Source organism: Variovorax defluvii, assembly GCF_039541515.1.
In the GTDB taxonomy this organism is placed as follows: domain Bacteria; phylum Pseudomonadota; class Gammaproteobacteria; order Burkholderiales; family Burkholderiaceae_C; genus Variovorax; species Variovorax defluvii.
In genome coordinates this window covers 19,570-30,480 of sequence record NZ_BAABGJ010000032.1, presented here as the reverse complement: position 1 = coordinate 30,480, position 10,911 = coordinate 19,570, and the positions used below count along the sequence as shown (strand labels likewise).

The 10,911-nt window shown below is 65.5% G+C and carries 12 protein-coding genes and 4 pseudogenes; 12 read left to right on the top strand and 4 right to left on the bottom strand.

Annotated features, from left to right (window positions below):
* The first annotated feature begins 203 nt into the window (after positions 1-203).
* The 6 genes and pseudogenes from ABEA07_RS15575 to ABEA07_RS15555 all read left to right on the top strand — a co-directional run.
* Positions 204-329 (top strand): hypothetical protein, encoded by a 126-nt coding sequence (locus tag ABEA07_RS15575; RefSeq protein WP_345538946.1) that lies wholly within the window; start codon positions 204-206, stop codon positions 327-329.
* Positions 330-1,277: a PQQ-binding-like beta-propeller repeat protein gene (locus ABEA07_RS15570; protein WP_486392099.1), complete on the top strand. Its 948-nt coding sequence runs from the start codon at positions 330-332 to the stop codon at positions 1,275-1,277.
* Positions 1,249-1,842, top strand: a pseudogene (locus tag ABEA07_RS15565) (outer membrane protein assembly factor BamB family protein). Before ABEA07_RS15570 ends, ABEA07_RS15565 begins: the two are co-directional and overlap by 29 nt.
* 390 nt (positions 1,843-2,232) lie before the next feature.
* Positions 2,233-2,304, top strand: a pseudogene (locus ABEA07_RS28645) (hypothetical protein); the annotation flags it as partial.
* An 85-nt stretch (positions 2,305-2,389) separates the two neighbouring features.
* A complete protein-coding gene (locus ABEA07_RS15560; protein WP_345538943.1) occupies positions 2,390-2,578 on the top strand; it encodes a hypothetical protein in 189 nt (62 codons plus the stop codon).
* Between the two features lie 100 nt (positions 2,579-2,678).
* Positions 2,679-2,823, top strand: a pseudogene (locus ABEA07_RS15555) (DUF3422 family protein); the annotation flags it as partial.
* Positions 2,824-3,048: 225 nt separating this feature from the next.
* Here the strand turns inward: ABEA07_RS15555 and ABEA07_RS15550 are convergent.
* The 4 genes from ABEA07_RS15550 to ABEA07_RS15535 are packed head-to-tail and all read right to left on the bottom strand — an operon-like array spanning position 3,049 to position 5,387.
* Positions 3,049-3,336: a hypothetical protein gene (locus ABEA07_RS15550; protein WP_345538942.1), complete on the bottom strand. Its 288-nt coding sequence runs from the start codon at positions 3,334-3,336 to the stop codon at positions 3,049-3,051.
* Positions 3,320-3,676: a hypothetical protein gene (locus ABEA07_RS15545; RefSeq protein ID WP_345538941.1), complete on the bottom strand. Its 357-nt coding sequence runs from the start codon at positions 3,674-3,676 to the stop codon at positions 3,320-3,322. The genes ABEA07_RS15550 and ABEA07_RS15545 overlap by 17 nt, the downstream gene beginning before the upstream one ends.
* Entirely contained in the window at positions 3,673-4,572 is a 900-nt protein-coding gene (locus ABEA07_RS15540) for a ParB/RepB/Spo0J family partition protein (protein WP_345538939.1), read from the bottom strand. Before ABEA07_RS15540 ends, ABEA07_RS15545 begins: the two co-directional genes overlap by 4 nt.
* A complete protein-coding gene (locus ABEA07_RS15535) occupies positions 4,569-5,387 on the bottom strand; it encodes a ParA family protein (protein WP_345538938.1) in 819 nt (272 codons plus the stop codon). The genes ABEA07_RS15540 and ABEA07_RS15535 overlap by 4 nt, the downstream gene beginning before the upstream one ends.
* A 311-nt stretch (positions 5,388-5,698) precedes the next feature.
* Here ABEA07_RS15535 and ABEA07_RS15530 point away from each other — a divergent pair, with 311 nt between their 5' ends.
* The 6 genes and pseudogenes from ABEA07_RS15530 (at position 5,699) to ABEA07_RS15505 (ending at position 10,786) form a co-directional block, all read left to right on the top strand.
* Complete coding sequence (locus tag ABEA07_RS15530) at positions 5,699-6,178, top strand: hypothetical protein (protein WP_345538937.1); 480 nt, start codon at positions 5,699-5,701, stop codon at positions 6,176-6,178.
* An 80-nt stretch (positions 6,179-6,258) separates the two neighbouring features.
* Complete coding sequence (locus tag ABEA07_RS15525; RefSeq protein ID WP_345538936.1) at positions 6,259-6,618, top strand: hypothetical protein; 360 nt, start codon at positions 6,259-6,261, stop codon at positions 6,616-6,618.
* 47 nt (positions 6,619-6,665) lie between these two features.
* A pseudogene (locus ABEA07_RS15520) lies at positions 6,666-6,938 on the top strand (TrbC/VirB2 family protein); the annotation flags it as partial.
* 11 nt (positions 6,939-6,949) lie between these two features.
* A complete protein-coding gene (locus ABEA07_RS15515) occupies positions 6,950-7,315 on the top strand; it encodes a VirB3 family type IV secretion system protein (RefSeq protein ID WP_345538935.1) in 366 nt (121 codons plus the stop codon).
* Positions 7,316-7,324: 9 nt separating this feature from the next.
* On the top strand, positions 7,325-9,715 hold the full coding sequence (locus ABEA07_RS15510) for a VirB4 family type IV secretion/conjugal transfer ATPase (RefSeq protein ID WP_345538934.1): 2,391 nt from the start codon (positions 7,325-7,327) through the stop codon (positions 9,713-9,715).
* A gap of 18 nt (positions 9,716-9,733) precedes the next feature.
* Positions 9,734-10,786, top strand: a complete 1,053-nt coding sequence (locus ABEA07_RS15505) for a TrbL/VirB6 family protein (RefSeq protein WP_345538933.1) — start codon at positions 9,734-9,736, stop codon at positions 10,784-10,786.
* Positions 10,787-10,911 lie beyond the last annotated feature (125 nt).

Below are 10,911 nucleotides of genomic sequence, written 5' to 3'. Positions count from 1 at the left end.
GGCAACGTATATCTGGTCGCACGACGATTCAATTCTGCCAACTCATCCAAAGACAACTCGATAAGAAACGGACTCTTCCTTGGCATATGCAACCCCTGGTCGAAGGATCGCCACAAGATGCCATACGAGGCCAAACTTATCAAGATTATACGTGGCCGTATTTATGAAGCTGCCTACTTAGGCGATGCCTCCGACCCCCCCGGTTGCGGCGCGGCATACAGGCGCAGGCACCCGGCGCGCTGCCGCAACCGCTGGCGACGATCGACCGCGACGACCGGCAGACCTACGGCAACGACCACGGCGGCACGCGCTTCAGCCCGCTGGACTAGATCAACACCTCCAACGTCTCCGGTCTGACCAAGGTCTGGGAAGCCCGGATGGAGGCAACGGTCCCCGGCGAGATCAACGCGCTGCAGGTGACGACAATCATGATCGGCGACACCCTGTACGCCTGCGACGGCAACACGACGTGCTTTGACGCCGAGACCGGACAGGCGCGCTGGCGGCGCAATGTCTCCGACGGCCAGCCGCCCTCCGGCAAGCCTTGCCGGGGTGTGGCCTACTACAAGGTGCCGCAGGCCCAAGGCGTGTGCGCCGAGCGCATCTTCGCGCCCAGCCACAACCCGACGCTGGCCGCCCTGAACGCCAGGACCGGCGAGCTCTGCCCGGGCTTCGGCAAGGCCGGCCTGGTGACTGCCGGAGGGTATCGCACCTTATCCGCACGGCCTGTTCTACGTCAGCTCGGCGCCGCAAGTCATCCGCGGCAAGGTGGTGGTCGGCGGGGGCATCCCGGACGGCCAGTATTGGGGCGGCCCGTCAGGCGTTATCCGCGCCTTCGACGCGGTGACCGGCGAACTGGCCTGGGCCTACGACGCCGGCGTGCCCGATCGGATCGGCGGCCGACCAAGCGCGGTGAGATCTTCGCGCTCGACCGCCAGACCGGCGAGCCGATCAAGACCGTGCGGGAATTACCGGTGCCGCAGCAGGGCATCGCCGCCGGCGAACGGCTGTCGCCGACCCAGCCTGAATCCAGCGACCTGCCGGCCTTTCGCGGCGCGCCATTGCGGGAGAAGGACATGCGGGGAATGACGCCTCTCGACCAGTTGTACTGCCGCATCGAGTTCAAGCGCTCACGCTACGAAGGCATGTTCACCCCGGTTACGCTGGGCAAGACCATCGTGATCGACCCCGGCTCCATGGGTGGGGTCAAACTGGAACGGCGTGTCGTTGGACGTCGACCGCGGCATCATGATCGTCAACTGGACGCAAGTGCCTGACCGGCTCGAGCTGATCACACGCGAGGAGTCCACGCGCCGCAATTTCCAGATCGCTCCCGGTCTAGATGCGGGTGGCCAGACCGATCAGCCGATGCTCGGCACACCCTATGGTGCGTACCGAACTCAATTCCTCTCGCCGCTGGGGAGTCCTTGCACGGCGCCGCCATAAGGCCTGATCGCGGGCGTTGACCTGGTGAGCGGAAAGGTGCTTTGGTCCAAGCCATTCGGCACCGGGCGTGACATCGGCCCGTTGAAGCTGGGCGTGCGCACCATGCTTCCCATCACGATCGGCACACCGACTGCGGGCGGCGCAGTAACGACGCGTGGCGGTCTTGTGTTCATCGGTGGCGCGGCCGAGCACACATTCCGAGCGCTGGAGGCCGCCACCGGCCGCGAACTGTGGAGCAGCCGCCTGGCCACCAGCGCCAACGCGACGCCGATGACCTACCGCAGCCCGGTCAGTGGTCGCCAGTTCGTCGTGGTCGCAGAAGGAGGTCGGCCCGCCTATGGCACCAAGCCGGGCACGAAGCTGGTGGCCTTTGCTCTTCCTGTGAAACAGGAGTGAGTGTTCCGCGTCGCCTGCGACTTCATGCAAGGCATCTTCCACGGGGACGCCTTGCCTCGTCTGTGCCTCTTCAATTGGCCAAGAAACGGCCAGCGAAGACCACCGAGGCCCATCCATGTCGCAGCAGAGATGCCCGCGCAACCTTGGCACGCCACGGCGTTTCCAGATCCAGGCATCGACCGATCGATAGATTCCTGCGCCGTGTCGTTGCCAAATCGCCGCTGGCCGATATGGTGATGGAGGAGGTGAGCCTGGCCCGCACATTGCCTTGGAAGCAGCGCTCGTCGAGTACGTCAAGTCTCGCCCTGGGCTGGCATGTCACGCTTCGGGTACCTGCCGCATTGGAGTCGACGACACGGCAGTAGTGACGCCTGACCTGAACGTAGAGGGCTGGAAAACCTGTGGGTCGTCGATGCGCCAGTGATGCCGGACCTGATCAGCGGAAACATCAATGCGGCATGCATGATGATTGGCGAGAAGCTTGGGCGAGGCTCTGGAACTGATACGCGCTCAAATGAAGCCGTCAAATCACCCGGAGAACTCAATCTTGCCCTATGTCATCACGTTCGTGAACGCGACTGGTACGGACAGGGTCCAAGAGACCCATGTGCGCCCCATCCGCCGCTGGAAAAAGTTCATCTTTGACCATCAGCGAGTACTGGGCTGCACCCGTGGTCAAGCATTGACTTCGCTGCTCGACGCCACCGCGCCGCAGGCCCTTGTAGCCGGACAGTAGTGCCATGATCCGATCGCCCGCCACAATCGCCTCCATGGTCAACTTGACACAGCACCGCGAGCGGGTGTCCTTCACAACGAGGTCCACGCCCGCCCGCCGTCTGGTCAGCTATCTGGCCAAGGCTGGGCAGAATTTTGGCTGGCCCCCTATCGAGTGAGTCCACCGCAGCATCTGCGATTCCCGCCGTCGCCGCATCCGTGTGGTGGTCACTCCGGCGCCTGCACCGGAAGCTGTTCACGCATTAAAACTGGCCTGACCGTTCATCGCAGCCCCTTGCAGCTATTGCGAGAACGCAGGACCGTCACGGGCAGACATGTTTCGCCTATAAATCCACGGATAAACGGTGTCCCTGCTCACGGCGAGGATATCGGCGATCTCTTCGATTGGGCGCGGCAGCTTGTTGTCCAGCGAATGCCGCAGTTGGAGTGAGGCAGAGGATCGGTCGCTTTAGTTAGCGCCGAACGGAACGCTCAGCCCTGTACCCGCTCCATGTACCGTTCAAAGGCCCGCTGCGCCGCCTCGACGGCCTGCACCGGCCCGCGCAACGTCACTTCGGCCTCGCCCGCCGGCAGCGCCAAGTCCAGCACTGCCTTGCGGATCGCATAGATGCGCTGGAGGATGAGGCCGTACTCGGCTGCCAGCAGCTTGGGCCGATCGCCTTTGATGAACAGCCGCCGCGCGATCTCCAGCGTGCGCGGATCGAATCGCCGTTGCCTGGCGATCCGCTGCAGCTCGGCCTCGTCAACGCTCGCAGTCATGGGAAGGCAGCGACATGAAGAGACTCATGAACCCCAGGTAGCACCAGTAGAGCACCAGCGCACCCACCGAAAACGCCAGCATGCCCCAGCGCGGGAAACGCGGATCGCCGATCAGGAACCCGAAGATCATCGTCACCAGGAAGCCCAGGAACGCCAACGGCACCAGCACCGCCCGGATCACAGGCTCGCCCAGCACCAGGATCGCGCAGATCGCGCATCGGAGCAGTTGCCAGGCCGCAAGGACAGCCCACCCCAAGGCCGTGCCCGCCCAGCCGGCAAGGCTGCCCACGAACTCAAGGCCTTGCGGCTTTGCCGCTCGCCCAGTCTGCAGATCCGTCATGTTGTTTCCTCCGTGGCCCAACATACGAGCCTCAGCGCGGCCAGCGGCACGGCGCGGCGCGAGCCATCCCCGAACCGGACCTCGCCGACATCGCCATCGCGCGCCTTGATCCGAAGCGATCCCCGACGCCCTTCATGTTCCACGACCAGCACGGTGCGCCCGCCACTGACCGTCTGCGCGCTGCGCACGGAATTCCCTTGCCACGCCTCGGCGCCCTGTGCCCGCGCGAGCAGGGCATCCACATTCGCTCGGCTCACCACATCGGGCCCCTGCACGACGACCCGAACGACTTCCGGCGCCTCTCGGCCCGCCGAGACCAGCCGATAGAGCGTGCGCACGTCCTCGCCGACCCGGCCCTCCCGCACGGCCTGGCGCAAATCCTCCGAGGCACCCGTCAAGGCCGCCGCTTCGGTGATGAACGAACGTGGCTTGGCCAGCCGGCGCGCGATCTCCGCGCGAGTGATACCTTCGCGCTCGCGCGCGGCGATGAACTGCGCCAGGTCGAGGGCCGACATGTCTTCGCGATGCAGGTTCTCGGCCGCCTGCGCGAACGGATCGATCCGCTCGTCGATGAAAACCGGCACCGTCTTCAAGCCTGCGCGCCGCGCCGCGCGGATCCGCCGCTCCCCGCGATTGACGATGTAGCGGCCCTGCGCGCTGGCGTTCGACCGCACCGACACCGGCTCCAGCACGCCGTGCAACCGGATCGACGCGCTCAGCTCTTCGATGCTCTCCTCGCGGAAGCTGCGCCGTGGCTGCGCCGGATCGAAGTCGATCAGGTCCAGGTCGACGTGCACCGCCGCCGCCGGCGTCGACACGCCCTCACCGGCCGCGAGCAGGTCCGAAGGCCGGAACTGCGCCAGCGCACTCAAGTCCAGGGAATTCCGATCGCTCATACGGCAACCTCCCGCGAAACGACCTGCTGCGGCGCCTCGATGCGCGACTGCAGCAGCATGAAGGCCTGTTTGAGCTCTGTGCTGGCCTCGCGCGCCGAACTCCTGGCCAGTTCCCATACCGCCTTGCCTTCGGCTAGCGCCTCGGGAATCGCGGATCGGGTCGAGATGCGCGCCGGCACCACGAAATCCGGATAGCGCGAAACCAGCTGCTGTATCGCCGCCTTCTGGCGCACGGAATGCGGGTTGAAGCGATTCAGCATGATGCCTGCCAACTCCAGCTTCGGGTTGTAGCGCTGGCGAATGCCGAAGATCGTCTTGAGCATGTCGGTGACGCCGTCGATGCTGTACTCCTCCAGCTCGATGGGACACACCACGCGTGTGGCCGCAATCAACGCCGCGCTCATGCGCAGACCCAGCGCCGGCGGGGTGTCGATCACCACCGTGTCGAAATGCTGCACCAGTTGCGCGACGCTCCTGCGCAATGCCGGCACGGCCATCTCAGGCTTCGCCAGCTCGACGTCCGCGAGCTTATTCGAGGCGGCGATCAGCACGATGGGGCGCTGCGCGGCCGTCGCGCGCATCGGCGCTATGGCCGTCGCCGCGCCCGCGAACAGATCCACTGCCAGCACGCCGGCATCGAAGCCGCGCAGCGTCTTGGACGCATTGCCCTGCGCGTCCAGGTCAATCACGCACACCGACTGGCGATGCACGTCGGAAAGCCAGAACGCATAGAGCACCGACAGCGTGGACTTGCCGACGCCACCCTTTTGATTACCAAAGACCACAACATGCCCCATCACCGCACCTCGCTGCATCGCCTGCGCCGGCACCCATCGCGCTACGAGACGTAAAGCTCATTACCGAATTCTCAATATGGGTTGCGAGCCTCACAGCACCGACGTTCCGCTGCATCGCGCCAACTCCCCAGAGAAATCACGCAGTTAGCGTAGTCCGTCAAATTTCAATTGTCTAGATACTCTATAGCTGACTATAGGAATTGTCTCGTGCCGATTTGTTGACAGACGCAACCGGCCTGGCAGACAGTGCGCCCATGCGAGTCGGGAGTGGTCATCTGCGAGCATCTGGGGGGCCGTCATGGCTCCGTGCATCGTTGCGACGCGTCACGATGCTGGGATGGCTCGCCTGCACGTGTGCAGCGCTGGCGCAGCCCTCAACCGCTGCGCACACCATTGCTCCCGCCGAACAGGCGGCGCGCGACAACGATCGCGTGGAGATCCTGCGCCAGGAACTCCGGAAGTCCGAGGCGTTGCTCGAGACCCTCGCCCGCCGCAAGGCCGAGCGGCTGGCAGCTTCGGATTCCTCCGCAGTCACCGAGACCGAGGAGCAGCACGCACGCACCCTCGCCGACATCGCCGGCCTCAAGCGCGAGTTGGCAAGCGCCATGCGTACGACCACGCCAACGACTGCGCAGACCCCGGCCTGGGGTGCAGGCAAGCCGGCCACCGAGCGATCACGTGCGCCAAAGGCATCGGCCGCGCCCCCGTGGTGGGACGTCTACGGCAAGGGCCGCCGCGCCGACCCGGCCACACCGATTTCGCTGGCCCCGCCGTCCGGGGGAATCCCGCGACCTGTTTCAGCCCGCTGACTGGAGTAGCACCATGCACAACGCCGTGACTGCTGGTACTTTCGTTCACAATACTGCATCACCCCTCTACACGCTTGCCCATGACCTCTGCGGTACGGCCCAAGCCCAAGACGAAAGCGAAGAGGCCGACCAAGGCCGCCCCCACATCCCGGACCGCGGCTGCACCAGCGCCGCCCGGCCGCGCCTTGCCCGCGGGTACCGTGACCCAGCTCGAACTGGTCGAACTGCTGCACAAGGGTTCCCTTATCGAGATCGTCATTGCGGAAGTGGAGCCCGCCCGCTACCAGATGCACCTGGTGGTGGTTTGGCACTTCGGGCGCAGCATCCTGGCCGGCTCCTCCGGCCAGCCGCGGACCTTCCGCAGCCTGGACACGCTGCGGCTGCATCTCAAGACCCTGGGCATCGGCAGCACGCTGGTGCGCCTCGAGCTGCTGGCGTAGATTCCCGCGGCGCGGCCGGGCTCCAAGGCCGGGCGGGCCGCCCGTTCCGTCTATTGCTCGCCTGTCTGGTCGCGCTGGGCATGCTGGCGCCAGTGCTGGCCCTGGCTGGCAGCCCCTTTGCCACGGGCGCCAACGCCACCCAGCAGCAGCTCACCTCGATCCTGACGCCGATCGCCGCCGTGGCCGTCATGGTCTCCGGCGCGATGGCCTGGTTCGGGCGCCTGAGCTGGTGGTGGATGGTGGCGGTGGTGATCGGCACCGTGCTGGTCTTCGGCGGCCCGCAGATCGTCTCCTGGATCCGGGGCCTCTTCGGGGTCTGAAGGAGCACGCCGTGCACCGCAACCCGGGCATCGTGGCGGACACGCTCTTCGTCGGGATGACGCGCCCGTCCATGGTCTGGGGCGTCACCTACGCGGCCATGATGTTCAACATCATGGTCACGACCGAGTCCTTCATCGTGACGAAGAACCTCGCCTGGCTGCTGGCCTTCGTGCCGATCCATGGCGTGCTCTACCTGGTGTGCCTGTACGAGCCGAGGTTCTTCGACCTGGTGCAGTTGTGGGGCCGCACGCGCCTGCCGGCCCTGCTCGGCGGCAACTTGCGCTTCTGGCGGGCCAACTCGTACAGCCCGCTGGCCATCGACATGCCGGATGTCTCGGGCCGGCGGCGCGCGCGCGCCGTGCCCACCGTGCTGTGAGGCAAGGCCATGCTGTTGCTCTCTCGCGCCGAGGCCACATTGCGCCGGGAAGTGAGCGCCGCGGCCATGATTCCGCTGGTCGCCCACATGGATGAGCACGTGGCCCGCACCCGTGCGGGCGACTACGTCCAGACCTTGCGCCTGGCCGGCGCGAGCTTCGAGAGCGCGGATGACGAGGACCTCAACAGCTGGCACGAGCGCCTGAACGTCCTGCTGCGCAATATCGCCTCGCCCAACCTGGCCATCTGGGCCCATGTCGTGCGTCGGCGCGAGACCGGCTACCCGGTCGGGCGCACCGTCCCGGGCTTCGCCCGCGAAGTCGAGCAGCGCTACCGCCAGAAAATGGCCGACGAGCGACTGATGGTCAACGAGCTGTACCTGTCCGCGGTCTACCGGCCACAGCCCACCCGCATCGGCCATGCAGCTTTGCGCCTGCTCAAGCGCACCGACCCCGAAGGCGCCCGCACCGACATGCGCGACTCGCTGGACGCCTGCACCAAGCTGCGCCAGGAGTTGCTGGCCTCGCTGGAGCGCTACGACCCCGAGGCGTTGGGCATCTACCGGATCGAGGGCGTCAACGTGCTCTTCTCCGCGCTGGTGGAGTTCCATGGCCTCCTGATCAACGGCGAGTGGCAGCGCATGCCCCTGCCGCGCTCGCCCTTGAACGAGGTCCTGGCCACGACCCGGCCCTTCTTCGGCAACGAGGCCATGGAGTACCGCACCGGCACCCAGACGCGCATCGGCGCCTTCCTCGGCATCAAGGAGTACCCCACGCCCACGGCGCCCGGGATGTTTGGCGCCCTGCTGACGGCGCCCTTCCCCTTCGTCCTGACCCAGAGCTTCACCTTCCTGGCCAAGAGCACCGCCACCGACATGATGAGCCGCCAGCACAACCGGATGGCCGCCGCCGGCGATCTGGCGGTGTCGCAGGCCGAGGAGCTCAAGGATGCACTAGACGACCTGATGAGCAACCGCTTCGTTGTGGGCGACCACCACTTCACGCTGCACGTCCTGGCCGACACCTACGACGGGGTGAGCGAAGCCGAGGGCCGGCCGCGCCTGAAGCAGCTCAACGACAACGTCGCCCACGCCCGCTACCTGCTGGGCGACACCGGGATGGTTGTGGCGCGCGAGGACCTGGCGCTGGAGGCAGCCTTCTGGGCGCAGTTGCCTGGCAACTTCGGCTACCGCACCCGCAAGGCGCCGATCACCAGCCGCAACTTCGCGGCCATGTCGCCCTTCCACAACTTCCCGACCGGGCGCGCCAAAGGCAACTACTGGGGCGACGCGCTCACCATGCTCATGACGCGGTCCGGCTCGCCCTACTTCTTCTCGCTGCACGCGAGCGACCCGCGCAGCCCGGACGGCGGCAGCCGCCGGGACGTGGGCCACATCACAGGCGTCGGGCCGGTGGGCACCGGCAAGACGACCTTCCTGGGCTTTTGCATGATCGCGATCTGCAACCGGCTGGACGCCACCCAGGTCATCTTCGACAAGGACGAGGGCCTGCACATCCTCGTGCGGGCGCTCGGCGGCCAGTACCTGCCCCTAAAGAACGGTGCGCCGACCGGCTGCAATCCCCTGCAACTGAATGCCGACATCGCCGACAACGTCGAGTTCATGCGGCATTGGCTGCGCCGGCTGGTGATGCGCTCGCCCACTGACGTGCTGACGGTACAGCAGGAGGAAGACCTCGACCAGGCCCTGCACGGCACGCTCAAGCTCGACTCGCCTTTCCGGCGCCTGTCCCGGCTCATCGCCTTCTTGGATGTGACGGACCCGGAAGGCATGCATGCACGCCTGCGCAAATGGTGCGCCAGCGAACAGGGCGACTACGCCTGGGTGTTCGACAACGACGCCGATGCGGTGGCGCCGCTGCTGGCCCAGCACAGCCTCGTCGGTTTCGATGTGACCGACTTCCTCGACAACGACGTGGTCCGGGCGCCTCTGACCATGTACCTCTTCCACCTGGTCAACCGCATGGTCGACGGTCGGCCGCTGATGTGCTGGATGGACGAGTTCGCCAGGCTGCTGAGCGATCCGGCCTTCGCGCGCTTCGCCAGGAACGGGCTGGAGACCTGGCGCAAGAAGAACGCCAACCTGGCCACCTTCACCCAGAGCACGAGCCACGTGCTGGATTCCAGCATCGCGCGGGCCATCATCGAGCAGACGCCCACCAAGATCCTTTTTCCGAACCCGGAAGCGGACTACCGCGAATACACCGAGGGTTTCAACCTCACGGACCGCGAGTTCGCGCTCATCAAGCAGGAGCTGGAACCTGGCTCACGCCAGTTCCTGATCAAGCAGAACCACGTGAGCGTGGTTGCGCAGCTCGACCTCAAGCCTGACCACGGCAACTTTCAGAAGCGCTTCCAGCCTTCAATGCCGCCCGCCAAGTAATACGACACAGGAGGCGCGATGTTCTTCCAACAGTTCTGGACGTGGTTGACTTCACAGTTGACCGACTACATCGCCAACAAATCGGCTGCCGTGGCGGGCGCGATAGAACCTGCGGTCGTCACGCTCGCCACGATCTACGTCATGATCTGGGGCTTCCTGAGCCTGACCGGACGAATTCAGGAGCCGATCTGGGAAGGCGTCAAGCGCATCTTCTTCATCGCCATTGTGTTGGGCCTCGGCCTACGCCTCTGGCTATTCAACTCCCTGTTCGTCGACACCTTCTTCACCGCACCCGGACAACTCGCCGCCGTCATCACAGGAGCGAGTGATCCAGTCGCCGTGATCGACACCATCTGGGACAAGGGTGGAACGGTTGCGTCCAATCTTTGGAACAAGGGCGGTGTGCTCAACGGGGACTTTGGGTTCTATCTGGCAGGGGCCATCGTCTATCTCATCATGGGCGGGGTCGCGGTCTACGCGCTCTTTCTTTTGGCACTCTCGAAGCTTGCGCTCGCCCTGATTCTCGCGGTAGGGCCAATCTTCCTCTGCCTTCTCTTCTTCGAGACTACTCGCCGATTCTTCGAAGCCTGGGTCGCCCAACTCGCGAACTACGCGTTGGTGGCCGTGCTCAGTACGCTGGTCGCCACGTTGATGCTGAAGGTGGTCTCGTCGTATGCGACCCAGACCGCCGCACGGGGCGCTGCCATCGTCACGGTGGATGCGCTGAATATGGTCCTGTGCGCAGCGCTGGTCCTGCTCATCATGCGTCAAGTGATGCCGATTGCGTCCGGACTTGCGAGTGGCATCGCGCTCAGCTCATTCGGACTTGTCAGCGGATTGGCTCAGTGGGCGCTTGGCGGCGCCAAGCGCTCCAGCTACGAGTTCAGCCGTGGCGTCATCGACGGCATGCGCCGCGAGCCGGGCAGCCGCTGGGACTCCTTCCGCCGCCTGACTGGCAACCGTGTCGGCGCAGGGGTGGCCTCAATCGCCGGCAACGGAGCTTCGCGGCGTCGCGGTGGCACCGTGATCCCCAGGGAGCAGGTCATGCCGAACCTCGTGCATCGCCGATAAGCCAGGAGTCCTTTCGTGAAGTCCTGCCTGTCTCTCGCACTGGCCCTGCTTCTGGCGGCATGCGGCACCCGCCCGCCACTGCCGCCGGAGTGCCAGGGTCCGCTCATACCAATCAACCCGTCCTC

Bases quoted from the DNA above. Each gene is read 5' to 3' on its own strand.
- ABEA07_RS15550 (WP_345538942.1), bottom strand. From the start codon at position 3,336: ATGACTGCGAGCGTTGACGAGGCCGAGCTGCAGCGGATCGCCAGGCAA.
- ABEA07_RS15530 (WP_345538937.1), top strand. From the start codon at position 5,699: ATGCTGGGATGGCTCGCCTGCACGTGTGCAGCGCTGGCGCAGCCCTCA.
- ABEA07_RS15525 (WP_345538936.1), top strand. From the start codon at position 6,259: ATGACCTCTGCGGTACGGCCCAAGCCCAAGACGAAAGCGAAGAGGCCG.
- ABEA07_RS15505 (WP_345538933.1), top strand. From the start codon at position 9,734: ATGTTCTTCCAACAGTTCTGGACGTGGTTGACTTCACAGTTGACCGAC.
- ABEA07_RS15510 (WP_345538934.1), top strand. From the start codon at position 7,325: ATGCTGTTGCTCTCTCGCGCCGAGGCCACATTGCGCCGGGAAGTGAGC.
- ABEA07_RS15540 (WP_345538939.1), bottom strand. From the start codon at position 4,572: ATGAGCGATCGGAATTCCCTGGACTTGAGTGCGCTGGCGCAGTTCCGG.
- ABEA07_RS15535 (WP_345538938.1), bottom strand. From the start codon at position 5,387: ATGCAGCGAGGTGCGGTGATGGGGCATGTTGTGGTCTTTGGTAATCAA.
- ABEA07_RS15545 (WP_345538941.1), bottom strand. From the start codon at position 3,676: ATGACGGATCTGCAGACTGGGCGAGCGGCAAAGCCGCAAGGCCTTGAG.